This is a genomic window from Mediterranea sp. ET5, assembly GCF_023337025.1.
Taxonomy (GTDB): Bacteria; Bacteroidota; Bacteroidia; order Bacteroidales; family Bacteroidaceae; genus Phocaeicola_A.
Map to the genome: position 1 here is coordinate 10,747 of NZ_JAMBLN010000021.1, position 26,391 is coordinate 37,137.

The following is a 26,391-nucleotide window of genomic DNA, read 5'->3' on the forward strand; positions in this document are numbered from 1 at the left end:
GGTCGCCCGGTCCAACAAACATCAATTGACAATGGACAATTGACAATTATAGTGCGGCGTGGGAACCGTTTGGCAGCGTCGCAAGGAACGATGCATCGGGGAGGGAATGTTTTGCGGACGGGGAGGAACGTTTTTATCATTTTGTCAAAACGTCAAATGAATCGCCTGAGAAGGACCTTCCTTGCATCCAACTACGAGTTCGTGAGCAAAGAAGGCATTCTCGGGCGATTCGCTAAATACACCTTGACGGCTATTCCGTTCGTTCCCTGTCTTTCTGTCTTCTTTTCCTTCCTGTTTGTTCCTTTCCGTCGGTCTTTTCACACGGACGGACGCAATTTCACACATCCGGAATCGTGCTCCTTGGGACGCTAAAAAATGAAAACGGATGGCTGTTTTCGTACGGACGAACGACTACGACGGTGCGGACACGTCGGTACGGTGGTACGGACACGTCCGTACGAAGCTAGTCACCGGTGCTTTCGACCGTGGAAAGGAGGGCGGCGGATGCCTTTTTTGTGTTAGAAACGGTATAATTATGTGAACATAGGTTTATTTCAGCACGTTTGGACGGACATTTCTTAAAATATTTAACGCGCTATTTTCTAATTGGGACGATTTTGCGAAAATACGCGTTATCTGAAAACGCCAAATCAGGAAATTATGATGTTAAAACCGGCAAAACGGTATCATTGTGACAGACCAATCCTGGAGAAAATGTAGGGGCGAGCGGTCTGCTCGCCCAGTCCAATAAACTGGTGCGTCCCGTCCGATGAACGACCACGCCCGGACAGGCAAACAACCACGCCCAATCTATCCAACCAATGTGTTTACTCCAACAAATAAGCGTGCCCGGACAAGGCAGTCAATCCGTTCTAACGGGAGATTGGCAGTGGGAGAGGTACCATGCTTCCGTCCGCCAAAAAAACAGAGACACAAAGGCGGGGAGGGATGTGCCTGCTCCCGACTTTGTGTCTCTGTGTCCGGAACGTCCGCTTGACGGACGCCGGAGGTTATTTCTTCCCTTCCATCGCCCGTTCGATGAGGCGCGACAGGTAGGTGTAGTAGGCGCGGTCCTGAGCAGGGCCTTGCTTCAGTGCGTTGTCCACCAGGGTGCGGACCTTCTGGGTGTACTGGAAGCGGTAGCGGCTGGAGAGGTCGATGGACTGCGGCCAGATGTCGCGCAGCTCGCCGTAGCCGTTGCCGAAGTTGCGGTGTATCAGCGACAGGTGTGCCGACTCACGCTCCGGGGTCAGGCTGCACAGGTGGTCGGAGTGACGTTGCAGGAAGGCCTCGAACGCCGGTTCGTCGTCGTGCAGGCTGAGTGCCCCCGGGCTCGTACGGATGGAGCGGACCGTGGAGAGCAGCATGTCGGCGAAGAGCAGCTGCAGGTCCTTGTCCGTCTCGCTCAGCGTGTCGCCGCGCAGCGTCGGTCCGAAGACGTCCTGATAGAGGTCTTCGAGATACTCTGCCGGGTGGTAGGACGTGGAGTCGGCGTAGTAGGTCAGTGCGACCTGGTTGATGCGCCGCATCGTCTGGTGGGCAACCTGCTGCTGCACGAGGCGGTAGATGCGTCCGGTGAGGTAGAGCTTCTGCTCCAGCTCCGGCTGCTCCAGGTCGGAGAATGTGCGTGCCTGGTGCAGCAGCCACTGCACGGACTCGCGCTGTTTCTCCTTGGGCACCACGCGGAAGCGCGGTTTGCCGGACGACTCGGAGGTGGCGTAGAGGTACATGCCGCCGACGTTCATCATCACGTGGCTGATGTAGTTGAACCCCTGGTAGGCAATCTCCTCATAGAGCTTCGCCTTGCGCTTGCTGTTGTCCTCGCCGCTGACCCACTCGTCGAGGTGGGAAGCGATGTAGGCGAGGTTCCGCATGCCGTAGGTCGCCGCCTTCACGGGGTCGTCGCCCAGGTCCTCCTCCAGGGCGGACGGGTCGATGCGCTTGTCGCCCATCTGCTGCATGACGTAGCGGTAGTGCGGGTCGTCGGCATGGCTCTCGACGAGCTGGTTAAGCCGCTCGGCATCCTTGCGGTAGTCGTTGCCGGGCCAGTAGCGGTAGGTCCACTCCAGCATGTAGTCGTCGTAGGCGCCGGTGACGGGCGGTTCGAGGGCGACGCCTTCATCGCCGGGCTGGGCGATGTAGTTGAAGCGGGCGTAGTCCATGATGGAGGGGGTGGTGCCGTACTGCCGGGTGAACGCGGCGTCGCGCAGCGAGTCGACGGCAAAGGAGGACGAGGCTGCCATGTTGTGCATGAAGCCCAGCGTGTGTCCCACCTCGTGCCCGATGACGTACTCCAGGATGTGGTTGAACATGTCCTGGGGAAGCTTGCCGCTGCGTACGCGTTCATCCACCTGTGCCGTCTGCACGAAGCGCCAGCTGGTGATGAGCGAGGCCACGTTGGCATAGACCATGACGGAGGCGTTGATGATTTCGCCCGTCCGGTAGTCTACCCACGAGGGGCCCATGGCGTTCTCGGCGGCGGCGCGGTCGTCGCCGAAGTAGGTGTAGTTCCACTTCACGAGGAAGTAGTCATACTCTCCGAGTGTTGCCGGGGTGAAGAGCACGCCCTTGTCGCCGGGCTGTGCCACGTAGTTGAACTCCGTCTCGTCCATCACTGAGGGGGCGAGCCCGTGTTCGCGGGTGAACTTCGCCGAGCGCAGCGACTCCACGTCGTAGGCGGACGAGGCGGCGTAGTTGTCGAGGAAGCCCAGGATGCGTCCCGTCTCACGCATGACGAGGTAGCGCAGGGCGGCATGGATGTTCTCCGGGGTGGGTTCGGCGCGCCGGGCGCTCTCGTCGGCGGCAGCCGTCAGCACGAACTTCTGCTGGGCGATGAGCTGCCCGATGTTATTGCTGACGATGAGGGTGGCGTGGGTGATTTCGCCGGTGGAGGGGTTGGCGCCGAAGCTGCCCTGCACGGTCTGCCCGATGGAGGGGGAGTAGCGGATGCTCGACACGGTGTAGTTGTCGATGTCGAAGTCTTTCCGCGTCGTCGGGTAGTCCTTCACCTCGATGGCGCCGAGGAAGCCTGCCGCCTCGAATGCCTTGTTCCACTCCAGGATGCCTTCACGCACCGCCTGTTTCCAGTCGGCGGGGAAGTCGCGGTCGAAGTAGAGGGTGATGGGGCGCACGGGGCGCGACTTCTTCCCGGCGAGGTAGGCAGCCTTGTCGGCGGGGACCAGGTTCCAGCATTGGGTCCAGTACTGTGCCTGGATGCCCTCGGCGTAGTCGGGCAGCTTCAGCTTGCGGTTGTAGGCGATGCCCAGGCGGCTGTCGGCGATGCGCGGCAGCATCCGGCTCTCGGGCAGTCGGCTGAGCGTGAAGTTGACCTCGGCTGACACCGGGAGGTTGGACGCCACGGTGACGACGCCTGCCAGGGTGGCGTTGAGGAGGTAGTTCATCTCGGTGCGCACCGTGCAGTTGGTGTCGAACGCCTTGAGCTGCTTGACGTAGTTCAGCTCGTTCTTCGGCTGCGGGGTGACGACGTAGGGGTCTACAATATTCGGTACGATGGGAATCATGCTGTTGGAGGCGGTCACGAAGGGGCTGAGGTTGATGACCACGGCAGAGCTGTCCTTGTTGAACGCCTCGATGTTGAACTTCGCCATGGACGCCCCGGCGTAGTGCAGGGCGGAGACGGACTGTTCGTAAGCCTGGTTGTAGGGGTTCACCAGCACGGCGTTGACGGACTTCATGACGATGGCGCTGTCTTCCATGGCAAAGCGGAAGTGGAGCGGCTCGGTGTTGGTCTTGCCGACGGTGAGGATGGTGGGTTCGGAGGTGGCGGCGATGGTGGTGCTCAGCATCAGTTCCTTGCCCAGTTCAGCCACCGGATACTCCAGGTAGACTTTCTTGTCGATGAGGTAGAGGTTGGCGAATTTCCCCTTGGCGGAGACGACGGTCTTCCCGTTGAAGAGCCGTTCGTAGGGGGTGAGTTTCTTCTGTTCCTTCTTCTTGGCTTCGGTGCTGTCTTTGGCTGCCGTCACCAGCGAGTCTTTTGCGGCTGTCCGGGTGCGGTTCGCGAAGGCGGAAGTGCCTGCGAAGAGCATCGCCAGTGCCAGTACCCACACGTGGGGGTGCAAGTTCAGGTTCATGTCTGTTGTTGTTTAAATGGATTGATGTTCTTGCAAATAGAAAGACATCCGGATGTAGAGGAAGGCCGCTTGCCTGCGGTCGGTCTCTCTACATCCAAGTGTCTCAGGCAGACAGGCGGAAGCCCGTGCGCCGTGGTTGTTTCCGTTCCGGCTGTTCTCCGGACGGGGCGGGTCAGTCAAGCGGACGGTAGGCTACCTGCTTGATGCTGCCCGTGCAGTTCTCTGCCTTGTAGAGCAGTGCGGGACGCTCGATGCGCGAGATGTCGTAGACGAAGATGCTGCCCGGCTTCTCCGCTCCCGGAGTGTCCATGCCGACGATGAGTTTGTAGCCGTCGGGCGAGAGGGTCAGGGAGACGATGGAGCCTTCCTTGTCGAGCGTGAGGAGGGGCGTATTCTGTTCGGGGAACTTGGCTACGGGGACGTAGTGCGCAAAGATTTGCTTGCCTACGGCATAGAACAGGAACTCCGTGTTCCGTGCCACGGCGAGGACGGGCCGCTCCTTCAGTCCGGGGATGGCGACGTTCTCCAGTGCCGGTGTAAAGTCGACCTTGTTGTTGGCTCCCGGGTCGAAGTAGTAATACTTGCACTCGCTGAGGTCTTTCTTCTGAAACACGCTGACGACCTTCCAGCGTCCGGGTCCCGATGCGAAGGAACCGAGGTAGTCGTAGTCGCCCAGCTCGTTGTAGTAGCTGAACTTGCGGAGGTCGTTGAAGCCGAAGAGGGCGCCTTTCTTCTTGTCGAAGACGACCACGCCGTCGCGATTGTACAGCGTCTGTGTCGCCGTGACCAGGAGCTTGTCGTCAATCTCCGTCCCGGCGAGATGCTCTTGTCCCACACCGAAGTTCCCGATGCCTTGGCTTTCGTAGTTGGCAGCCCAGATGCGGTTGCCCTGCTTGATGAGGACGTAGCCCGAGCCGTGCTGGAACTCGGTGTCCGCCTTCCAGTCGTCGATGACAGCCGTCACGGGCGAGCCGTAGGACACTTCGTTGAAGCTCTTCTTCACAATCATGGAGTCCGCCTGTACGCGGTAGAACTTGTTGGGGTTCTTGGTGGCGATGTAGAAGAGGCTTGCCTCCTTGCTGACTTTCCCCTCGGTGAAGCGACGGGTGTTCAGGTAGTAGAGGGCCGTGGGCTCCTTGCCGAGCGGGAAGGAGACTTCGAGGTTCTCCGCGCCGAAGGCGTCATAGACCACCTTCTCGCCCTTGAAGCGTTCGCTGACGTAGGTGACCACGCTCTTCCCGTCCCGGGTTGCCAGGGCATAGACGCCCTCTTCGTAGGGGAAGTGCACCTTGACGGTGAACTGGCGGTAGACGGTGTTGTCGGCGTTCTTGATGGTCAGGCGTCCGGGGAAGGTGCCGTAGTCCTCGCACACGTAGTCGAGTTTCTTGTCGGTCGACACCACTTTGCCGCCGATTTCCCACGTGTAGCTCACGTCCTTCTGGAGGGGAGCCTGGGTGATGTCGGGAGCGGTGAGCGAGAGTGTCTCCATCTTCTCCTTGTCATATTGCTCCTGCAGTTCCGATTGCAGCTGAGTCTGCGCCATGGGGACAGACCCGAACTCCTTGGAGTCGTCGTTGATGCACGACACGAATGCCGGTGCGAGCAGCAGACCGGCGAGGAGGGTTGATAGGATTCTTTTCTTCATAGTGCACGGTGTTTTTAGTTCTGATAGGCGGTGCCGAAGGTCTGTTCATACTCCGGGTGTTCCCTGAAATACTCGACTACTTTGGGGAGCGTCACTGTCCAGTCGTAGGTGTAGCTCATCACATAAGCCATTTTCTCCTGGTCCATGTCATAGAACTCCAGCCACTTGAGGTACTTGATGCTGGTGTATGGGCCCCAATAGTAGTCCCGATAGCTGAAGCCGGGTATTTCGAAGTCCCACCATGCCGGTTTGGCAAGGAAGTCGTTCATCTTGATGGTGATGGAGTTGTTGAATGCCTTTTCGGTGGTATACTCGTCGGTGGGTTGCAGGTTCAGCGTCAGGAAGACGTTGCCCAGCGAGTCCTTGGGCAACCCGGCACGCAGGACGGTCAGCGGGATGTAGGCATTGACCGAGTCGGTGTTGAACGCAATCTCGTCGGGCAGCTCATATTGGGTGCCTTTCTGTGCGGTTGAGGCGGGGTCTACCTCCAGCTTCAGCCGGATGGGGGTGGCGGCTTTCGGTCCCATCATGCGGACGGGGATCAGCAGGACCCGGGTCTGTTCGTCGATGCCCGACAGTGCAAAGGAGCAGGAGCGCACGGTGTCCTTCTTGTCGAAGTAGGCGCGTCGCATCCCGGTGTAATAGCCTTCCTCGCTGAAGGTACCGTCGTAGGTGATGCCGTCGCAGGCAGCCAGCAGGACGGCCAGTACCGGGAGTAGCAGTGTGTAGTATATCGTCTGTTTCATCATTATGATTCGTTTGAGTGTTTCCTATTTGTTCGTGTTGCCAAATTCCTCTTCCTTCTGCGGCCACGGGAGGTTGAAGATTTCGTCGGACGGTTTCACTGCCGTCCCCAGGACAGAGGTGAAAGGCAGGTTGTAGGGCTTGAGGGCGAAGAAGGCCTGTCCCTCGCCGGGCATCTCGCGCATCCGTTCGCGGAGCAGTTCCTGCATGAGGTGTGCCTTGGTGTCGACCTTGCTCTCCAGCACGTCGGCAAGTCCGCGGCTGGCACGTACGGCATTCAGTGCGGCAATGGCTCCGGCCTTGTCGGTGTCGTAGATGGATTCGCAGAGGATGTAGTACATCTCCGGCAGGCGGAGCATGCACAGACCGTTCATCTTGTCGTCCTCCGAAGCCACGAGGCGGGTGAACTGGAACACCTTGCCCGAGGCGAAGTAGTAGCGGGCGTAGCGGATGTCCGGGCTGAGGTTGGCCTCACTGAGCTCATAGAGCTCGTTCAGGTCCCGTCGGCCCTGCATGAACGTGCCTTCATTGTAGGAGTCGGGCACGAATACGTCTGCCACGTCCTTGCTGAGGGCAGCGGTGTAGAGACCGAAGATAAGTTCCTTGTTCTTCTCGTTGTCGGCAGGGAAGCGCTTCACGGCGTTCACGCCTTCCGTTGTGCCGTTGGCCAGCTGGAAGTTGTCGGTGCTGCCGATCACCAGACGGGCGTAGCGTGCGGCCTCCTCGTTCTTGCCCATGGCGTGGTAGACACGTGCCTTGAGGGCATAGACGGCGTACTTGTTCATGTGCATGTAGCGCAGCTTGGCATAGACGGAGTTCAGGTCCGTGCGGTCTGTCGTCACATGGTCGTCGTCCTTCAGGGCTTCCTCGGCGGTGGTGAGGTCCGCCAGCACCTGTTCGTATGCCTTGTCGAGCGACAGCAGTTCCCCCAGCTTCAGGTCGTAATGGAGCGAGTAGGGGATGCCGTCGCGCTTGGTCGAGCGGATGTAGTCGTCGGCAAAGAGGCGCAGGACGTCGAAGTGCATGTAGGCACGCAGGGCGTAGGCCTCGCCCTTGATGAGCGTGATGTCGGGGTCGGTCAGCGCGGTCGACTCGGCGTGCTCGATGATGTTGTTCACATAGGAGATCTCCTGGTAGAGTGCGCTCCAGATGTTGTCGATGACCTCGCGTACCTCGGCGACCTGGTAATTGTACTGTCCCGCCTTGTAGCTGAGTTGCCCCGGTGAGGCATAGACGAACATCTGTCCGATCTGGTCGGTGAAGCCCCACGAGAGTTGTTGTCCGTAGAGTGGTTTGGATGCCATGGTCGCATAGGCTCCATACATCGTTTCTCTGAATCCCTGTACATTGGCAAACTGCTTGTCCTCCTCGACTGTCCCTTTCGGGTTGACATCCAGGAAGCTTTCGCAGGACGCGGTGAGGAGGGAGAGCAACAGGTATAATGGAATAAATAGTCTTTTCATTGTAGGACGCGTTTTTTAGAATGAAACTCTGGCTGAGAACTCAACGGTGCGGGCGTAGGGATAGGTCAGACCGCGCTCCCGCTTCACGGACGAGATGTAGAACAGGTCGTTGGTCATCAGCTCCAGGCGCAGGCGGTTGATGAAGCATCCCGAGAGCTGCTTCGGTGTGAACTCATAGGCGAGGGAAGCGGACTTCAGCTCGACATAGTTCTCGCTCTCCACGAAACGGCTGGTCTGGTCGTGCGGGCTGCGGTCGGCGATGTTCTTGAAGCGTGCTTCGTCGCCGGGATGTTTCCAGCGCGACTCCAGGACACGTACGTTGGCGTTGTGTTCCGGATTGGCACTCTCCACACGCGACACGAGGGTCTGGTTGTAAGTGACTGCACCGAACGAATAGCCGAACTGGAGGTTGAACGACAGCTGCTTCCAGGTCAGGTAGGACCCCATGCTGCCGTATGCCCACGGAGTGGTGTCGCCGAAGACGACCTTGTCGCGTGAGTCATAGTCGAACGTGTAGCTGCCGTCGCGCTTGATGAAGACCTCCTTGCCCGTTGCCGGGTCGATGCCTGCCGACGGAACCACCTTCAGCACCGTGAGCGACTGTCCTTCCTCGTAGAGGGGCAGCGGAGCGAGGATGGGATTTCCGTCCTCGTCTTTGGTCGCGGTGGCATTCTTCTCGTTGAGAGCCTGCAGGGCGTTACTGATTTTCTTGATTTTGTTCGTATTGTGCGAGAAGTTGAGCGACAAGCCCCAGTACCAGTCCTTGGTGCGGATGGGGATGACGCGCGTCTGGAACTCCAGCCCCTTGTTCTCCAGCGAACCGACGTTCTCACGGGCGGTGGCCACACCGATGGACGGCGCCTTGGTCACGTCGAGCAGCAGCTGGTCGGTGTTCTTGATGTAATAGTCGAGCGAGAGGTCCCACCGTCCCTTGAACATGGTCAGGTCCACACCGACGTTGGCGTGAGGGTGCGCTGCCACGTCAGGTTGGGGTTGCCGATGGTGATGGGCACGGAGCCGATGCCCTTGTAGTAGTCATACTCTCCCTTGTACTGGTAGGTGGTCATGGCCTGGTAAGGCGAGAAGCTCACGTTGCCGGTGTAGCCCACGCTGGCACGCAGCTTGAGCAACTCCACGGGGACACCCTTCATGAAGCTCTCCTTGTGGATGTTCCATCCGCCGCCGACACTCCAGAACGGTGCGAAGCGTTTGTTCTTTCCGAACTTCGACGAGCCTTCGTAGCGGTAGATGACGTCGAGGAAGTACTTCTCGTCCCACATGGTGTTGACGTTGACGAAGAAGCCGACGCTGCGCTCGATACCGTCGCTGCCGGTCGGTGCTCCGTCCACGTAGCGGGAGGCAAAGGCGGGGTGAGCCAGCTTGTCGGAGAAGTAGCCGGTGGTGCTATAGGTGGCGTCGTCAGAGTCTGAGGCATCCACGTTGGCTCCACCCATCGCACTCAGGTAAAGCTTCTCGTATACATATTTATTATAGGACAGCATCAGCTTGCCGGAGTAGTCCATCGACTTGCTGTTGTCTTCGTCCATCTTTCCGCGCAGGGCGGCCGCCTTCTTCAGTTCGTCTTTCGAGAGCGGGGAGGTGAACGAGCGTCCGTCATCCTTGTGCTTGGTGAACGAGAACATGGCGTCCAGGCGCAGCTCGGGTTTTATCCATACGCGCAGGTCGGAGTTGTTCATCACATAGAACTGTTCCCTCTTGCGGAAGCTGCCGATGGAACCTTCATAGAGCGGGTTTATCTGCTAGTAGGAAAGCTCGGGCTTCAGCGTGCCGTCCGCATTGTAGGGGTCGTCGTAGGGGTTGAGGTTGACATATTGGCTGAACGAGCCGAAGGGCGACTCCTCGTTCTTGACGTTGTTGATGGTTGTGGAGTTGGAGATGTAGAACCTCTGGTCGAGGTTGTACGACAGCTTGAAGTTGAGCGTCAACCGTTCGCGTCCGGAGTCTTTCACCACACCTTCCTCGTTGCCGTAGCGCATGCCCACGGAGTAGCGGGCATACTCGTCGCCGCCTTCCATGCTGAGGTTGTGGTTCTGGGAGACACCGTTGCGCAGCGGCTTTGACATCCAGTCGGTGTCCAGTCCGCCGGCGACGAGTGCCTGCCGTTCGGCATAGAGCTGGTCGAGCAGGCCATTGGACGTGCTCGTGTAGAGTCCTGCCAGCCGTTCGTATTCCAGCTTCTGGCGGGCGTCGAGCAGGTCATAGTCGCTCAGGTCAGGGGTAGAGAGGCGGACGGTCCCGCTGTAGTTGAAGCGCAGCTTTCCGCCTTGCAGGCTGCGGGTTGTGATGACAATGACGCCGGCAGAAGCCTTCGCACCGTAGAGTGCCGAGGCGGCAGCATCCTTCAGGACGGTCACTGTCTCGATGTCGTTCATGTCCATGTCATAGACATAGTCCACATCCACGATGCCTCCGTCGACCACGAACACCGGCATGTTGGCAGAGCCTTCAAAGCTGGCGCGTCCGCGGATGTTGATGTCGGGGCGGGTGTTGGGGTCGGAACCCATGTTGTTGTTCTGCACAATCTCCATGCCCGGCACGAAGGCGGCGATGCTCTCGAACACGTTCTTCGTACCCACGGAGAGCAGTTGCTCTCTCTTGACGGTGGCCTATGAACCGGTGTAGCTGTTCTTCTGCTTGGCAATGAAGCCGGTGACTACAACTTCGTTCAGCTCGCTCACGTCTTCCGCCAGGGTGATGTCCAGCGTTCCCGGCTTGGTGACCCGCACTTCGCGTGACTTGTAGCCAACGTAGAAGAATTGCAGGACTTCAGGGAACTGCAGGTTGTCTGTGGGGATGCTGAATTTTTAACGTGGAATCGTTGTTCGTCGGTTGGTCGTTTGGGGTGGACATTTGTCCCGGTCAGGAGTTTTCCTGTCGCTCTTTGCGGCATAGGCGACAGGTGTTTCTGGAATAGGTAGCGGCAGGTGCCGGACTGATGGGAGAGGGAGCGGAAAGTGGGGAAGGTGTAAAGTGGCTTCCGCTGAACAAAACACGGTAGGGAAAAAGGGGAATCAGTAAAGGCGGATACCGACGTCGGTGATGCCTGTCAGGTAACGGTCCTGCAGGTGATGGGCAATCTTGACGGTGGGAGTGAAGCCGGCAGGGAGGGTAAGGTCGGGGAGGGGAAAGCTCTTCTGATAGAGGTTGTTGATGCCATCTCCGTCGAAGTGTCCGTTCGGGTCGGTCAGGACACACTCGATGGTGTCGGTCCGGAAGGTGAGCGAGTCGACGGTGTTCCGGCTGACGACCAGCCATAGGGAGCGGTAGGGGAAGTCGCCCGTGTGGCGTACTTCGATGCGGGCATGATAGTGCTGAGGCTCCGTTTGCCGGGGGAGCGTGAAGAGCAGGGTGTCGCCGCGTTTCCATCCGTTAGTCGGCAGACTCTGGAAAGCATGGTACCCCCGGGGTGCATGACAACCTGCTGCCGACAGCAGTGCCGCCGGCAGCAGGAAGAATAATTGTATGAACTGTTTGCAGGAGCGTCTCATTGGGGATTGTTGTCTGGGTTGGGACGGGCATCCTGGGGTGCCTGGGGCGCTTGTCCCTGCGGTCCCTTGTTGCCCTCTTTCGGCGGACGGTTGCCGTTGTTGTTGCGTCGCTTGGGGTTGTTACCCGGCTTGCGTTCTCCGCTGGCAGCGGCGGCAGGTTGCCTGTCTTTGCCCTGGGGCTTGTTCCGGGCTTCACCTTGGGGCTGTCTGTTCCTGGGTTCACCCTGCGGCTTGTTTCGTGCCTCGCCCTGGGGTTTCTTGGGTTCTCCTCCCTTCTTGTTTTCAGCGGAAGAGGCGTTTTGCTTTCTCCCTTCGGCATTGGCGGACGGTTGGTTGCCGGCAGCCTGGGCACCGTTCTTCTTCTTTTTCTTGTTCTTCTTGCTCTTGTCGAAGCGGGTCAGGCTCTCCTGCTCCAGGAGGTCGATGGACCGTTTGCTCTCGGCGACGGGAGTCTCTTCAAGCAGGCTGTCCGGTTTGGCTCCGTTGCGGTTCATGTTGATGACTTCGAAGGCGCGTCTGCCGGTGATGGTCACCAGGTTGGCGGCGAAGTTCTTGTCGGTGGAGTAGGAGACCAGTCCCTTGAGGATGTCCGACTTGAAGTAGTAATAGGTGCCGTCCTTTGTCTCCAGTGTAATCTCACGGGAAGGCATACGTTTGGCACTCTCGACGTAGGCATCCACCTCGTAGTTCATGCAGCACTTCAGCTTGGCACACTGTCCGGCGAGCTTCTGCGGGTTGAGCGAGATGTCTTGGATGCGTGCGGCGTTGGTAGATACCGAGACGAAGTTGGTCATCCAGGTGGCGCAGCACAACTCCCGTCCGCAGGGACCGATACCGCCGATGCGTCCTGCCTCCTGACGGGCGCCGATCTGCTTCATCTCGATGCGTACGCGGAACACCTCGGCGAGCACCTTGATGAGCTGGCGGAAGTCCACACGTTCGTCGGCGATGTAGTAGAAGATGGCCTTGTTGCCGTCGCCCTGGTATTCCACGTCGCCGATTTTCATGTCGAGGTTGAGGCTTGCGGCTATCTGGCGTGAGCGGATCATCGTGTCGTGCTCCTTCGCCTTTGCCTCGGCATACTTCTCCATGTCCACCGGCTTTGCCTTGCGGTAGATGCGGCGTATCTCGGCATCCGGCTTCAGGTTTGCCTTCCGCATCTGGAGCGGTACGAGCCGTCCCGTGAGGGTCACGGTACCGATGTCATGTCCCGGACTTGCCTCGACGGCGACGATGTCGCCTTTTTCCAGTTTCAGCTTGTTGCTGTTCTTGTAGTATCCCTTCCGGGTATTCTTGAATTGCACCTCGACCATGTCGCAGACCTCGTCTCCTCCGGGGATGTCGGCGAGCCAGTCGTAGGTGTTCAGCTTGTTATCTTGTCGGCCGCATCCCTTGGCACATAGCCTGCCGCAGCCGTTTCTCAGTTTGAAATCCATAAACTTGTTGTTTTTAGGTGGCGTGAAGCCCTTCCCGTGGGACGGACGTCACTGTATTAATAGTACAATCATTTTCAAGGCAAAGTCGAAGAACACCATGCGCGGGTTGACGTTCTGTTCGATGTGTGTCTGTGCCTCCGCCAGCTCGTCGGTGATGCCCATCACGTTGCGCTCGTTGATGAACGGGGCAAACCGGATGGTGAAGTTCTCCTCCTCGCGGTTCATGTAGTTCATCTCCTTCCGGTGGAAATTCGACACGAAGCTCTCCCGCACCATGCGCTGGCAGTAGGTCAGGAAGTCCTTCTGCCGTTCACGTCCCATGGCTGCCACGGTGTCGCTCCATTCGCGCATCTCCTTCACCTTGCGCTGGTATGCCAGGCGCATCAGGCTCACGAAGAGTCCGAAGAAGAGTTGGGTGTCTTCGCTCAGGTGGATGATTTCGAGTGCCTGCAGGTAACTTCCCTCCGCCAACCGTGCCGTCTCGGCTGCATCGGTGTCCTGAAGTCCGAAGCGGGCCTTCAGTGCCTCAGCAATCTCGGCATCCTCCAGCCGGGGAACATTGATGCGCTGTGTGCGGCTGAGGATGGTGGGCAGGATACGGTCAGGCTCTTCGCTCACCAGCAGGAACACGGTCTGTGCCGGCGGTTCCTCCAGTAGCTTGAGCAACTTGTTGGCACACTCCACCTTCATCTTCTCGGGTAGCCAGATGATGACCACCTTGTAGCCTCCTTCGCTGGACTTCAGGCTGAGTTTGCGCACCAGCTCGTCGCTCTCTTTCACGAAAATCTGTGCCTGCTGGTTCTCGGCTCCCATGGCGTCGAGCCAGTGGTTCATGCCGAAGTAGGGCGTGCTGATGGCCAGTTCGCGCCATTCGCGTATATAGTCGTCGGACACCGTGTCGCCCCCTCCCTTCCGTTTGACCACGGGGAACACGAAATGGAGGTCGGGATGTGCCAGCTTGTTGAGCTTCACACACGAGGGGCAGGTCCCGCAGGCGTCCTCTTCCCCCCGCCGTGTGCAGAGCAGGAAGCGGGCATAGGCTATGGCAAGCGGCAGTGCTCCCGTCCCTTCCGGACCGGCGAAGAGCTGTGCATGGGGGACGCGTCCCTCGCGTACCTCCAGTCGCAGCCGTTGCTTGACTGTCTCTTGTCCGATGATGTCCTTGAAATACATAAAGTCTTCGGTTTAAAAGATTTGTTTTGCCACTTCGCGGATGCTGTTGACAGCCGACACCGTGTAGAAGTGGATACTTGGAACGCCGGCGGCAATCAGTTCGCGGCATTGTGCCACACACCATTCCACTCCCAGTGCGGCAGCTTCCTCATCAGTCTTGCAGCGGACGGCCTCCGAGGCAAGTGGTTCGGGGAGGTCGACCTTGAACGTCTTCGGAATCATGTTGAGTTGCGAGAGCTTGGCAAAGGGCTTGATGCCCGGGATGATGGGGATGTCGATGCCCTCGCGGCGTACCCGTTCCACGAAGTCGAAGTATTTCCGGTTGTCATAGAAGAGTTGCGTCACGGCATATTCCGCTCCTGCCTCCACCTTCTTCTTCAGCCAGTAGATGTCCGACTCCATGTTGGGTGCCTCTTCGTGTTTTTCGGGGTAGCATGCCACTCCATAGTGGAAGGGTGTCCCGGTGACTTTGATGGGCGACCCGTCGACAAACACGCCGCGGTTGAAGTCGTTGATTTGTTGTTGCAGTTCGATGGCATGTGCATATCCGTCCACTTCGGGAGTGAACATGCTCTCATGTCGTGCCTTGTCACCGCGCAGCACCAGGAGGTCGGTGATGCCGAGGAACTGCAGGTCGAGCAATACATATTCCGTTTCTTCCCGGGTGAAGCCGCTGCACAGGATGTGGGGCACCACGGTGATGTTGTATTTGTTCTGTATGGCGGCAGCCACAGCAACCGTTCCGGGACGGCGACGCAGGCGGCTGCGTTGGAAAAGTCCCCCGCCTAGGTCTTTGTAGACGTATTCGCTGCGGTGGGTGGTGATGTTGATGTATTTGGGCTCGAACTCGCGGAGCGTGTCGATGGTCTGGTAGAGTCGTTCAATGCCCGTCCCCTTGAGGGGTGGAAGAATCTCGAAAGAGAAAGCTGTCTTCTGGTGTTCCTTGATCAAATCGATAACTTTCATGCGTCGGTGTTTGTCGTTTGTTTGTCTTTAACGGGCAAAGATAATGAAACGCATGGGGTGTGACAAAACGTTTGCTGCTTTATTTTTGTGAGGAGACTGTCTTCATCTTTGGCTCTTTCCCATCGCTTTCTCCAGGATTAGAGTTGTTCGATGTCTTCTTTAGTAAGTTGGGTATATTTCATAACTCAAGTTTCGGATTTTAAATTTATCTCCACCCAGAAACTCATGCCAGGATTTTCACGGAAGACATATCCAATTTTATCAATTATTCAAAGACTGTTTGTGTCAAGTTCTAAAATTCCAGGAACCCTTTATCGTCTGACAGCTGTCGGACAATTGTCTGACACGTGTCGGAAATTCGTTTGACAGCTGTCAGAAACTCATCCGACACGTGTCAAACGACAAAGAGTTATATCCGTTTGCAACGTACTTTTAGAGATTCTATAAGATATTTACAAATTAAATGAAAACCATAATGTTCCCAAGTTATAAGTTTTGTGATGGACAGTTAACTGACTATTCCGAAATGGAAAAGGAGTACCGCAAGAACGAGAATAATTATTATGCGTTATTGAAGTGATATGTGAAGGATGTGAAAGTGAAATGTGGTATGAATATACTTAGAATTATGACATTATTGTCTTATCGCAATAATATCAATCAACTGGCAGGATTAATAAATCTTTTATTTAACGTCTATGACAAATCTTCTATAAGCAGTAAGAGATGGAACACCATCATCAGTTAAAACTAATATAACATGGAAATTCTTCCCTCTTGCATCATCTGGTATAATGACCTTGCATTTCCCCATATTATCATAATTCAGGCTAACAGTTCTTTTATAGCTTCCTGGTTCATTATACACCATCCACTCATAATGCAAATCATCATTATCAGGATCGAACGAAGAAGATGCATCCAACAATAATGTTTCTCCTGCTGATACCTCAATATTGATATGATTGTAAGTAGAATCATTGTTTATAACAACTATTGGGTGATGATTGGCTTCTGAATATTCAGAAGTAGTTGTCCATATCATCCTTGCAGCAAAATCGTTCAGAATATGTTCCTTCCATTTATTTATAGCATTAACACCTTCTGGTGCACTAGCATACATATAGTATGTATCATACTGTGCTTCACTCTTACCAGATTTTTCTATAAAATCCATACCTCTTACACCTGCAACAGGTTCTTTTGAAAACCTTCCTCCCCATCCACCGTATGAGACACTGTCGGGCACATTTAATCCGTTAGCCAATACATAAAGGAAAGAAGGTGTATCTCCCTCAGCTGCCCATTTTCTGTCGGGATATGTTGCTCCGAACGGTTCTTTTGACTGCACATTCTCTGCTATCCACTCATCAGACGGACCACATCCGTAAACCTGAGTATTGCGTATATACTGTATTTCAGGAAAATGCTTTGCAATCCATGCCCCGGCATCGTCTTGTCCCAACACATCGTATATACGTATCTTAGCAACAAACCTCTTAAACTCCTCAGAAGTTCTACTTTCATGAACTTTCCATATTGCCTGAGCTATGGTATTCATACCACTCCATGCTAAAAGCCACACTGGTCGGGAATCACTCTGCTTATCGACAGCAGAAATAATGAGTTCAGAACCAGGAGAATCCTTTCCTTCGCCTACACCTGCCATGTTCGAAACAGCTTGCCCACGTTTCACAACAGATTTCAGATAATCAGCATCAGTAAAGCCATCGGAATGTTTCCTCAACATGGGCAAAACCATTGAATAACCGTCTACCACTTTTATAATTTCAGCAGTCCAGTCCGGACAATCTATCCATGAGGAGGAACTTATTATTCCCTCAATATCTACAACATCCGAACAAACCAAAAGATGTATCAATGATTGTGTGTCATCAGGATCTGCACCACCCAAATCGGTAGCCACAATCAATCTTTGTTTACATGATGTACTTTGGGCAGAAACTACAAAAGTACAAACTAAAGTAATAAATAAAAATAACAGCTTTTTCATATCCATATTATTTCATGCAGTAAATATAATAAAAATACCAGTCCGATGAAATGCTTGTTCACCTAGAACCGGTATTTAATAATAAACCTACTTTAATTAAAGAATCCCAAACTTATGAACAAGAATAACTTGAAAATACTTATTTACTCAAGTTTCGGATTTAGAATATTTCGCTGAGAAGTAAATAAAAAAGGCTTTGAGAATTTCTGTATATAACAGAAATTGAGTAAATTAGTAGTGTTCAAACGACTAATTTCACATCTCAAAGCCATGAGCAAAATATACTAATATTCCGTCAGAACTCAAGAATTTTTTCAGTGAAAAACGAAAAAGTTCCATCATGGATATGTTTTCCACCCTTCTTGTCTCCCTCCGTTTTGACAACCGCAGTCTGGGCGGTAATAAAAGGAGCAACTGCCAACTGACCAATCTATAGGTATTCCAACTTATCGTACTGATGCCATTCTTTGCCATAAAAGGTTTCTCACATTATAAAAACTCCATACTCAATCGTATGTTTGGCGGCAGAAAGGATGTGTTCTATTCATTCATGGCACAGGACCATATCAATTGGCGCAGGCTGATTTACCGTATGTCCGTTACGCTTGTCTCTTCCATAACCTGCCGTAAGGATTTCAAGAAGAGTCATCTTCCGGCTGTTCTTATAGCTGATGATTCCGATCTGCCCAAGACAGGATTCCGGATGGAGGCAATAGGCAAGATTTTCTCTCATATACATCAGAAGTGTATTCTCGGGTATAAGGCCCTCATGCTGTGCTGGAGCGATGGTCGCACCCAGTTCATGCTCGACGTTTCCCTTCATGGCGAGAAGGGTAAGGTGGAAGGCAAGGAACAGGGGATGACGGCCGAACAACGCAAAAGGCGCTATGAGCGTAAACGCGATGCAGGCTCCCACGCAGCCGGACGTAAGGAAGAATACTTCATGGGTAAGGGCGAGAAGCTGATAGAGATGGTCAAGGCCGCTATCCGCTACAGGATTCCTTTTGATTATCTGCTGGTTGACAGCTGGTTTACAAATACCGGGCTTGTGGATTTTGTATGCAGCTGCCATAAGAAGTTTCATCTGCTTGGCATGGCGAAAATGGGTAATACAAAGTATTCCACCTCATGGGGAGACCTTTCAGCCAGAGCCATTCTCGGCAGGCTTTCATCCTCAAGACAGATAAGGTACAGCAGACGTTACCATATTCACTATGCCATGACCGATGTGAAACTGGGCACACGGCAGGTCCGTCTGTTCTTCTGCCGGCGCGGCAAAGCTGAGGGATGGAGAATGCTGCTCACTACCGATACATCGGTTGATTTCATGCGCGCATACGAAATCTACGCCATGCGTTGGGCCATTGAAGTCTTCTTTGCCGATAGCAAACGACTGCTTGGACTGGCCGATTGCTCCGCACGGGACTTCACTGCCCAACTGGCACATGTTTCGCTGGTCATGATACGGTATAACTTATTGGCCTTACTGAAAAGAAGTCTGGATTACGAAACCATAGGAGGACTTTTCAAGGATGTGTATACAGGAGCCTACGAACTGACGGTTGTAGAGAAAATATGGCTAATAATTGTTGAAGTGGTGGGCATAGTTGCAGAACTCACTGGAGCAGATGAGGACACGCTGATGCGTCAGCTTATCGAAAACAACAAGAGGCTGGAAGCACTACAGGCATATGCACAAACTGCCTAAAAGCTAAATCAGAAACTTGAGTTCATAATAATTTCAGTAGGTAATCCATCGGCTTTCATTTGGCGGGCTATGGAAATATTTTCTTCTACCCGTCCTTCCTTTTCCTCTTTTTCCAGTCTTTCTTTACGTGCTTCTTCCAGTCCTTCTTTGAAGCCTTGTTCCCGTCCAGTAGCTTCTGCGAAACTTATTACAGCAAGATAGTCCCGGTAAATTTTTATGGTCTCGTCGTACTTCATGCGGTCCTCTTTGGACAGTGCAGATATGTCGGTAATGTGTGAGATGCATTTGAACTTCTCATTGATCATTTTGATGAGTGGTGATTCTTCCATAGTGTGTCTTGGTTTACAAGTTCGAAGTTAGAGTTGTTCGATGTCTTCTTTGCTAAGTTGGGTGATTTCAGCAATTAATTCTGTTGGAAATCCTTTAGCTTTCATTTTACGGGCGTTTTCAATATTTTGTTCAGCTCGTCCTTCTTTTCTGCCTTCTTCGAGTCCTTCTTCACGCCCTTCGGCTCTACCTTTCTCCCTTCCGTTTGCTTCCGCAAAGCTCATGACGGCAAGATTGTCCCGGTAAATCTTGATGCTCTCGTCGTACTTCATGCGGTCCTCTTTGGACAATGAGGCGATGTCGACAATCTGTTCCAGTTTGTCGAAGACGGCTTGGCGGGCTTTAAACGGTAATCTTTGTAAGGTCTCCATATTCTTTAATACATATATCCAACGTTCGAAATCGGTCTCACATTCATCCTCCTCCTTGGTGAAGGACGGCAGCTCCAGGAAAATCATGCGCATCCTGTCGCTGAATTGCTCATGGGTGTCGCGGTCAGCGAGGATGACGTCGGTCCGTAGTTTGTGGGCGGAGCCTTTCAAAACGAAGTTCATGAAAAAGACTCCATAGACGGCCTTGAGGTCAAACTGCCAGTGCATCCCGCGTTCTCCCTGTCGGGAGATGGTTCGTGACACATAATACAGGGCGCGTTCACGGAAGTAGGTCTGTTCGCGGTTCTGCATTTCCACAATGAACTGTTCCCCGTTCGTATCGGTACAATAGATGTCGTAGATGACGCCGCGTCGTTCCAGCATTTCCGGCAATACCTCCTTGTCAAGGAAGGTGATGTCCTCGATGTGACGTTCGCCGACCAGCAGTGAGTTCAGAAAATCGATGAGGAGGTCTTTGTTGATTTCCTGACCGAAGATGCGTTTGAATCCGACATCTGTAAAGGGGTTGATGAATCTTCCCATGGCTTGTTAAGGTTTAGGGGTTTGTACTGTTTACCATGCAAATGTAAGTGTTTTGTTGGATTATGCCTCTTTTTCAGCGGACTATTTGAGGAAGTGCTTTGCTTTTTCACACTTCCGGCGTGCTTTTCGAACTGGAGTGTACAGCCTTGTATGGAGGAATTGTGCTTTGACAGATTGATGCCGGAACCGGATATTTGGTTGACGGAAATGGATGAAATGGCATTTTCAGCTAACGCGTGCTTTTGAAAAATCGCTCAAAGTAGGCTTTTTTAGGAATATCCATGCAGGTCGGCGTGCATGAATATTCCAAATCAGGGCGAAAAATGCATGTTTATACCGCGAAACAATATTGTTTGAGTTGCCAAACACAAGTGTTTGATGCGTGAAACAATATTGTTTGACGAGTGAAACAATATTGTTTGAGCTCCCGATGTCAAATGTTCGGAGAGTGAAAGTCTTGTTTTAGGGAAATTGAACTTTATTTTATGTTTATTCACCTCTGGTTTGTTCGTCGTTCCCTCTGATTGGAAAGTGTGATAATGCTCGGTCTGTTCCATATCTCGTTTCTTTTTGGAGGGGAAATGTGATAAATGCTTTTCACCAGATCTTGTTTCCCGGAGAAATGCGACAATGTGTGTTTTGCGAATCGCCTGAGAATGCAGTTTTTCGGCTCCGACTCGTCTTTGGATGCGAGGAAGGGATTTTTGAAGCCCTTCGTTTGACAGATTGACATTTTGACAAAGGGAGGTCCGGAAGTATGGGAAGGGATGGGAGGAAGCGGGAAAATCTGATACCGGCAATGGAATTTACACCGCAAAAAATTCCATGAAGTCTTCATGGTATGTTAAAAGGGGGCTTGAAGGGGCTCATACCCCTATCGTCAGTGGTGGAGCAAGGAGAAATAGATGTTTCTTTCTTTAATCAATTGTTTTATAAATTGTTATACTCTTGCGTGAAACGAAATCAAATGAAAATGTAACAAAATTTGCAGACTGAGTAAAGATTTCAAATAAAGATGAAACGTTATTTTTTATGTATATAAACACTTGTTCGTAAGTTTGTCGCGAAAAATAAATATCGCCTGTGGATAAAGGATTATTCATCACCATGAAGAGCACCGTCCTTTGTACAGAACGACACTTGTTTTTACTCAGAGAACTCGTCAGCTGCCTTCCTTGGAAGACAATCGGATTTATTGATGAACTTGAACAACGAACGAAAGTTTCGCCTGTGCTCAACCGGTCAGTTGGCTCCTGCACCCTCTTGCCTGCTGCCACTTGGGCTTGCGAAAGCTAAAAATATTAATCCTTAAATTTTGCGTTGATGAATAAGCAATTTTCTTCCGCAGTCCTATCGGCCCTCCTGGTTTCGGCGGGTGTGATAGGCTCCATGTGTGCATGCAATCCCTCGGCAGGGACTGACGACCTGCCGGCAGTGAAAGATTCCACCGCGTTGTTCGACGACTTTGTCTACCAGGGTGACGACGACTTCTACAAGGAAAATCCTCTCCCTGACGGTGCCTCGTTCTACAACCCCATCCTGCCGGGATGGTATTCCGACCCCAGCATCTGTACCAACGGGGAAGGCGACTATTTCCTCGTTACCTCTACCTTCACTTATTTTCCCGGTGTGCCCATCTTCCACAGCCGTGACCTGGTGAACTGGAAGCAGGTAGGCAATGTGCTGACCCGTCCGTCGCAACTGGTCAACATGAAAGGGCAACACGTCAGCGGAGGCATCTTCGCACCTGCCATCTCCTACAATCCTCATAACAAGACCTATTATATGGTGACGACCAACGTGGGCGCCGGAAACTTCTTCGTGAAGACCCAGGACCCCTTCGGCGAATGGTCAGACCCCATCATGCTGCCCGAGGTGGGTGGCATCGACCCTTCGTTCTTCTTTGACGAGGACGGCAAGGCATACATCGTCAACAACGACGACGCACCCGACGGCAAACCTGAGTACGACGGTCACCGTACCATCCGTGTGCAGGAGTTCGATGTGAAGACCGACAAGACTGTGGGTCCGCGCAAAATCCTGGTCAACAAAGGTGTGAACCCCGCAGAGAAGCCCATCTGGATCGAGGGACCGCACATGTATAAAATCAACGGACATTACTTCCTGATGGATGCCGAGGGCGGCACCAGCACGTGGCACTCGGAAGTCATCTTCCGTGGAGAATCGCCCATGGGTCCCTTTACCCCCTGGAAGAACAATCCCATCCTGACGCAACGTCATCTGGACGGCAACCGTCCGAATCCCGTCACTTGTGCGGGACATGCCGACCTCATTCAGGCGAAAGAGGGTGACTGGTGGGCCGTGTTCCTGGCTTGCCGTCCCATCGACAACAAGTTTGAGAACCTGGGTCGCGAGACCTTCCTGATGCCCGTCCGCTGGAGCGACGACGGATTCCCCTATATCACCCAGGGCAACGAGGTCGTGCCCATGATAGAGCGCCGCGAGGGTGTGCAGCGCGACTCGACCGTGACCTTCGGCAATTTCGCTGTGACTGACAATTTTGACGGAGACAAGCTGGGCATGGAGTGGCTCACCCTGCGTGCTCCTGCCGCCGAGCTTTACTCGCTGTCCGATACGCCGGGTTACCTGACGCTGCGTTGTGCAGATGTCAGCGCTTCGGACAAGGACACGCCGGCTTTTGTCGCACGCCGCATGCAACACCACAAGTTTGAGTGCACCACCCGCATGCTGTTCAATCCGTCCGATGAAAGACAGAAGGCAGGACTGCTGCTCTTCAAGGACGAGACACACCAGTATTTCCTCGCCGTGGGCAAACAGGGAGAGAAGAGAGTCCTGACGCTGGAGAAGATTGGCGAGAGCACCGAGACCCTGGCGTCCAATGACATCCGCAGCGATGAGGCTGCCATCCGCCTGAAAGTCGTGTCGAGAGGCACACACTATGACTTCTACTATGCCTTTGATGGTGACAAGGAGTGGACGGCACTGTGCAAGGACATCGATGCCTCCTTCCTGTCGACCGCCACAGCCGGAGGCTTCACCGGAAGTGTTGTCGGTCCGTATGCTACCTGCAAATGATTTTCATGACCTTATAACGAGGGGCGCACGGTCCGTCCGTGCGTCCTTGCAAAGAACCTCACAATCTAAAATACGGAATATATGATGGGACCAGAAAAACATGGCTGCCTGTTTGACAACAGCTGAAGCCGCCTCAATGGGGAATGAAGAAACAAACAAAGAGTAATGATCACTTAAACAAATGGTAATGAAAAATATAAAGAAACAAATCCGAAAGATTCCTTACCTATGTTTCTGCATGCTGTTCGGTTGTCTGACGGCAACGGCACAGAATACAGGAGGCAAGACGGTAAAGGGTGTTATCTTGGACAGCAACGGCGAAACGGTCATCGGAGCCTCGGTGGTTGTCAAAGGTAATAGTTCCATAGGTACGATTTCAGACATTGACGGTAATTTCACCCTGAAGGTGCCTGACAATGCAGTGCTTGTGATCTCGTTCGTGGGAATGAAGCCACAGGAGGTGAAAGTGACAGACGGCGGTCTGCTCCGGGTGACTTTGGAAGACAATTCCCAGCAATTGGAAGAAGTCGTGGTGGTGGGATACGGCCAGCAGAAGAAGGCTTCGGTCGTGGGCTCCATCACGCAGACCACCGGAAAGGTGCTTGAGCGTGCCGGTGGTGTGACCAGTCTGGGTGCTGCCCTGACCGGTAACTTGCCGGGTGTCATCACGTCGGCTACCTCAGGTATGCCGGGCGATGAGGACCCGGAAATCATCATCCGTACGAAGAGCTCCTGGAACAATAGCGAACCGCTGGTGCTCGTCGACGGAATCGAGCGTGAGATGAGCTCGGTCGACATCTCGTCGGTGGAAAGCATCTCCGTCCTCAAGGACGCATCGGCAACAGCCGTCTATGGTGTGAAGGGTGCCAACGGTGTCATCCTCATCACGACCAAGCGTGGTAAAGAAGGAAAGGCAAACGTGCAGATCAAGGCGAACGTGACCGCCAAGGTGGTGTCGAAGCTGCCCGAGAAGTATGATGCCTATGACACGTTCTACCTGATGAACAACTCCATTGAGCGTGAGGCTGCCATCAACCCTGCCGGCTGGGCGAACTACACGCCGGCTGCCATCATCCACAAGTACCGCTATCCGGCAAATGCCGAAGAGTGGGACCGTTACCCCAACGTCGACTGGGAGGACTACCTCTTCAAGAGTCACGCCATGTCGTACAACACGAGTGTCAACGTGTCGGGCGGTACGAAGGTGGTGAAGTATTTTGCGGCTGCCGACTTCGTGAGCGAAGGTGACTTGTTCAAGACCTTCGAGAACAACCGCGGCTATGACGCCGGATTCGGCTACAACCGTATCAACGTCCGCAGTAACCTGGACTTCACGCTGACGAAGACCACGAAGTTCTCGACCAACCTCTTCGGTTCGAATGCCCAACGCTCCCTGCCGTGGGAGATGGCGGACAACGACCAGTCCTACTGGGCTTCGGCTTATAAATCGGCACCTGACGCCATGCGTCCTGTCTACTCCAATGGCATGTGGGGATGGTATGCCCCGCGTGATGCCGATGTCCCCAACTCCGCCCGTATTCTGGCAACAGCCGGTTCGGAAAAGCGTACGACGACCAAGGTGACGACCGACTTTATTCTGGAACAGGACCTTGCCATGTTGACCAAAGGGTTGAAGTTCAAGGCAAACTTCTCCATGGACTACAACTTCGTGGAGAGCAAGCGCGGTGTCAATGATATGTACAATGACGCCCAACAGATGTGGATAGACCCGAGCACAGGTGAGATCGACTATAAGTTTGACCCTGATTCGGGTACGGGTATCGACAAGGTGGAGAACCCCATCTACTGGTCGACCCAGGCAGGTAGCGCCGACATCAACAGCACCTACCGCAAACTCTACTATTCCTTCCAGCTGGACTACGCACGCACCTTCGGCGACCATGAGCTGACGGCGCTCGGACTCTTCAGCCGCTTGAAGGAAGCTCAGGGAAGCGTGTTCCCCATCTATCGCGAAGACTGGGTGTTCCGTGTTACCTATAATTATATGATGCGCTACTTCTTCGAGGCCAACGGCGCTTACAACGGTTCGGAGAAGTTCGGTCCCGACTATCGTTTCGACTTCTTCCCCTCACTCTCTGTGGGATGGATGCTGAGCGATGAGAAGTTCATGAAAGGCCTGAAGTTCCTCGACATGCTGAAGCTCCGTGCTTCGTGGGGACGTGTGGGCGATGACTCCGTCGTGCAGCCCTGGCAACGGTTTACCTCGGGACGTTTCCTTTACAAGGACCAGTGGAACAACAGCGGCAATGCCATCATGGGTAGTGTCAGCCCCGATGCTTCTCCTTATACCTTCTGGAACATGTCGACGCTGGGCAACCCCGACATCTCCTGGGAGACGGTCGAGAAACGTAACTTCGGTATCGACTACTCGTTCTTCAACGGCCTGGTAGCCGGTTCGGTCGACATCTTCAACGATACACGTACCGACATTCTGGTTTCCGGCAGCGACCGTGCCATCCCCTCGTACTTCGGTATGACACCTCCGCGTGCCAACCTCGGTAAGGTGAACAGCCACGGCTATGAGTTGGAGTTGCGTCTGAACCATGTGTTCCCCAACGAAATGCGCGCCTGGCTGAATGCCAACATGACCCATGCGGTCAACGAAGTGAAGTTCAAGGACGACGCTCCGTTGCTCCCCGACTATCAGAAGGCGGCAGGACACGCCATCGACCAGGTGTACTCCTACATCGACCACGGCAACCTCGCCACATGGGACGATGTCATCGGCAGCTCTGCCTGGACAACCAACAATAACAACAAGTTGCCGGGCGACTACAACATCGTCGACTTCAACGGCGACGGTGTGGTGGACTCTGACGACCGCGCTCCGTATCAATACTCCACCATCCCGCAGAACACCTACAGCCTGTCTGCCGGTTGGGAATGGAAGGGCTTCAGTGTCTACGCACAGTTCTACGGGGTGAACAACGTGACCCGTGAGGTGAACTTCCCGACCTTCCGCAGCACCGCCCACGTGGCATACGCCGAAGGTGAATACTGGACCCCCGGCGGTACAGCGACCCTGCCGACCCCGCGCTGGGGCACCACGGTGGATGGAGCAGCCTCCGGTACACGCTACTGGTACGACGGTTCATACATCCGTCTGAAGAATGTGGAGCTTTCCTACACCTTCCAGGGCGACTGGCTGAAGAAGCTGGGTGTGAACACGGCGAGACTGTATGTGAACGGCGACAACCTCTACCTGTGGACCAATATGCCCGATGACCGCGAGTCGAACACGGGCTACAGCTCATCCGACGGTGCTTACCCCACCGTACGCCGCTTCAACATCGGTATTGACATAACATTATAAGCGCAAC

17 protein-coding genes are annotated in these 26,391 nt (G+C 54.1%); 3 read left to right on the forward strand and 14 right to left on the reverse strand.

Annotated elements, in window-relative coordinates:
• Positions 1-1,010: 1,010 nt before the first annotated feature.
• The 12 genes from M3087_RS11935 to M3087_RS11985 form a co-directional block, all read right to left on the reverse strand.
• Positions 1,011-4,094: a zinc-dependent metalloprotease gene (locus M3087_RS11935; RefSeq protein ID WP_249096016.1), complete on the reverse strand. Its 3,084-nt coding sequence runs from the start codon at positions 4,092-4,094 to the stop codon at positions 1,011-1,013.
• A gap of 172 nt (positions 4,095-4,266) precedes the next feature.
• The gene (locus tag M3087_RS11940) at positions 4,267-5,739 is read right to left on the reverse strand and encodes a hypothetical protein (protein ID WP_249096019.1); all 1,473 of its coding nucleotides are present in this window, start codon (positions 5,737-5,739) and stop codon (positions 4,267-4,269) included.
• Positions 5,740-5,753: 14 nt separating this feature from the next.
• Positions 5,754-6,485 carry a DUF4843 domain-containing protein gene (locus M3087_RS11945; RefSeq protein WP_249096021.1) on the reverse strand — a complete coding sequence of 244 codons (732 nt, stop codon included), beginning with the start codon at positions 6,483-6,485 and terminating at the stop codon, positions 5,754-5,756.
• Between the two features lie 24 nt (positions 6,486-6,509).
• Positions 6,510-7,946 (reverse strand): RagB/SusD family nutrient uptake outer membrane protein, encoded by a 1,437-nt coding sequence (locus M3087_RS11950; RefSeq protein ID WP_249096024.1) that lies wholly within the window; start codon positions 7,944-7,946, stop codon positions 6,510-6,512.
• Between the two features lie 15 nt (positions 7,947-7,961).
• The gene (locus M3087_RS14335; protein ID WP_289551412.1) at positions 7,962-8,927 is read right to left on the reverse strand and encodes a TonB-dependent receptor domain-containing protein; all 966 of its coding nucleotides are present in this window, start codon (positions 8,925-8,927) and stop codon (positions 7,962-7,964) included.
• The gene (locus tag M3087_RS14340; RefSeq protein WP_262918977.1) at positions 8,888-9,643 is read right to left on the reverse strand and encodes a TonB-dependent receptor; all 756 of its coding nucleotides are present in this window, start codon (positions 9,641-9,643) and stop codon (positions 8,888-8,890) included. The genes M3087_RS14335 and M3087_RS14340 overlap by 40 nt, the downstream gene beginning before the upstream one ends.
• Before the next feature lie 63 nt (positions 9,644-9,706).
• Positions 9,707-10,543 (reverse strand): TonB-dependent receptor plug domain-containing protein, encoded by an 837-nt coding sequence (locus M3087_RS11960; RefSeq protein WP_249096026.1) that lies wholly within the window; start codon positions 10,541-10,543, stop codon positions 9,707-9,709.
• Positions 10,544-10,978: 435 nt separating this feature from the next.
• Positions 10,979-11,455 (reverse strand): gliding motility lipoprotein GldH, encoded by a 477-nt coding sequence (locus M3087_RS11965; RefSeq protein WP_249096028.1) that lies wholly within the window; start codon positions 11,453-11,455, stop codon positions 10,979-10,981.
• On the reverse strand, positions 11,452-12,891 hold the full coding sequence (ricT, locus tag M3087_RS11970; protein WP_249096029.1) for a regulatory iron-sulfur-containing complex subunit RicT: 1,440 nt from the start codon (positions 12,889-12,891) through the stop codon (positions 11,452-11,454). Before ricT ends, M3087_RS11965 begins: the two co-directional genes overlap by 4 nt.
• A 48-nt stretch (positions 12,892-12,939) precedes the next feature.
• Positions 12,940-14,064 carry a DNA polymerase III subunit delta' gene (gene holB, locus M3087_RS11975; RefSeq protein ID WP_022384804.1) on the reverse strand — a complete coding sequence of 375 codons (1,125 nt, stop codon included), beginning with the start codon at positions 14,062-14,064 and terminating at the stop codon, positions 12,940-12,942.
• 12 nt (positions 14,065-14,076) lie between these two features.
• Positions 14,077-15,030, reverse strand: a complete 954-nt coding sequence (metF, locus tag M3087_RS11980; RefSeq protein ID WP_249096033.1) for a methylenetetrahydrofolate reductase [NAD(P)H] — start codon at positions 15,028-15,030, stop codon at positions 14,077-14,079.
• Positions 15,031-15,715: 685 nt separating this feature from the next.
• Positions 15,716-17,044, reverse strand: a complete 1,329-nt coding sequence (locus tag M3087_RS11985; protein WP_249096036.1) for a nucleoside hydrolase-like domain-containing protein — start codon at positions 17,042-17,044, stop codon at positions 15,716-15,718.
• Between the two features lie 457 nt (positions 17,045-17,501).
• Between M3087_RS11985 and M3087_RS11990 the strand changes: the two genes are divergently transcribed.
• Entirely contained in the window at positions 17,502-18,752 is a 1,251-nt protein-coding gene (locus M3087_RS11990; protein WP_249096047.1) for a transposase, read from the forward strand.
• 8 nt (positions 18,753-18,760) lie between these two features.
• Here M3087_RS11990 and M3087_RS11995 read toward each other — a convergent pair whose 3' ends face one another.
• Together M3087_RS11995 and M3087_RS12000 are read right to left on the reverse strand one after the other, a co-directional pair.
• Complete coding sequence (locus tag M3087_RS11995; RefSeq protein WP_249096049.1) at positions 18,761-19,081, reverse strand: hypothetical protein; 321 nt, start codon at positions 19,079-19,081, stop codon at positions 18,761-18,763.
• Between the two features lie 27 nt (positions 19,082-19,108).
• Entirely contained in the window at positions 19,109-19,993 is an 885-nt protein-coding gene (locus tag M3087_RS12000; RefSeq protein ID WP_249096054.1) for an Rpn family recombination-promoting nuclease/putative transposase, read from the reverse strand.
• A gap of 1,323 nt (positions 19,994-21,316) precedes the next feature.
• Between M3087_RS12000 and M3087_RS12005 the strand changes: the two genes are divergently transcribed.
• A complete protein-coding gene (locus M3087_RS12005; RefSeq protein ID WP_249096058.1) occupies positions 21,317-23,050 on the forward strand; it encodes a glycoside hydrolase family 43 protein in 1,734 nt (577 codons plus the stop codon).
• Between the two features lie 181 nt (positions 23,051-23,231).
• Complete coding sequence (locus M3087_RS12010) at positions 23,232-26,384, forward strand: SusC/RagA family TonB-linked outer membrane protein (RefSeq protein ID WP_249096067.1); 3,153 nt, start codon at positions 23,232-23,234, stop codon at positions 26,382-26,384.
• The last annotated feature ends 7 nt before the right edge of the window (positions 26,385-26,391 follow it).

What these genes read in the sequence shown, in the direction of transcription:
- M3087_RS11935 (WP_249096016.1), bottom strand. Translation starts at nt 4,094, where the DNA reads ATGAACCTGAACTTGCACCCCCACGTGTGGGTACTGGCACTGGCGATG.
- M3087_RS11940 (WP_249096019.1), bottom strand. Translation starts at nt 5,739, where the DNA reads ATGAAGAAAAGAATCCTATCAACCCTCCTCGCCGGTCTGCTGCTCGCA.
- M3087_RS11945 (WP_249096021.1), bottom strand. Translation starts at nt 6,485, where the DNA reads ATGAAACAGACGATATACTACACACTGCTACTCCCGGTACTGGCCGTC.
- M3087_RS11950 (WP_249096024.1), bottom strand. Translation starts at nt 7,946, where the DNA reads ATGAAAAGACTATTTATTCCATTATACCTGTTGCTCTCCCTCCTCACC.
- M3087_RS14340 (WP_262918977.1), bottom strand. Translation starts at nt 9,643, where the DNA reads ATGAACAACTCCGACCTGCGCGTATGGATAAAACCCGAGCTGCGCCTG.
- M3087_RS11965 (WP_249096028.1), bottom strand. Translation starts at nt 11,455, where the DNA reads ATGAGACGCTCCTGCAAACAGTTCATACAATTATTCTTCCTGCTGCCG.
- ricT (WP_249096029.1), bottom strand. Translation starts at nt 12,891, where the DNA reads ATGGATTTCAAACTGAGAAACGGCTGCGGCAGGCTATGTGCCAAGGGA.
- holB (WP_022384804.1), bottom strand. Translation starts at nt 14,064, where the DNA reads ATGTATTTCAAGGACATCATCGGACAAGAGACAGTCAAGCAACGGCTG.
- metF (WP_249096033.1), bottom strand. Translation starts at nt 15,030, where the DNA reads ATGAAAGTTATCGATTTGATCAAGGAACACCAGAAGACAGCTTTCTCT.
- M3087_RS11985 (WP_249096036.1), bottom strand. Translation starts at nt 17,044, where the DNA reads ATGAAAAAGCTGTTATTTTTATTTATTACTTTAGTTTGTACTTTTGTA.
- M3087_RS11990 (WP_249096047.1), top strand. Translation starts at nt 17,502, where the DNA reads ATGCCATTCTTTGCCATAAAAGGTTTCTCACATTATAAAAACTCCATA.
- M3087_RS11995 (WP_249096049.1), bottom strand. Translation starts at nt 19,081, where the DNA reads ATGGAAGAATCACCACTCATCAAAATGATCAATGAGAAGTTCAAATGC.
- M3087_RS12000 (WP_249096054.1), bottom strand. Translation starts at nt 19,993, where the DNA reads ATGGGAAGATTCATCAACCCCTTTACAGATGTCGGATTCAAACGCATC.
- M3087_RS12005 (WP_249096058.1), top strand. Translation starts at nt 21,317, where the DNA reads ATGAATAAGCAATTTTCTTCCGCAGTCCTATCGGCCCTCCTGGTTTCG.
- M3087_RS12010 (WP_249096067.1), top strand. Translation starts at nt 23,232, where the DNA reads ATGGTAATGAAAAATATAAAGAAACAAATCCGAAAGATTCCTTACCTA.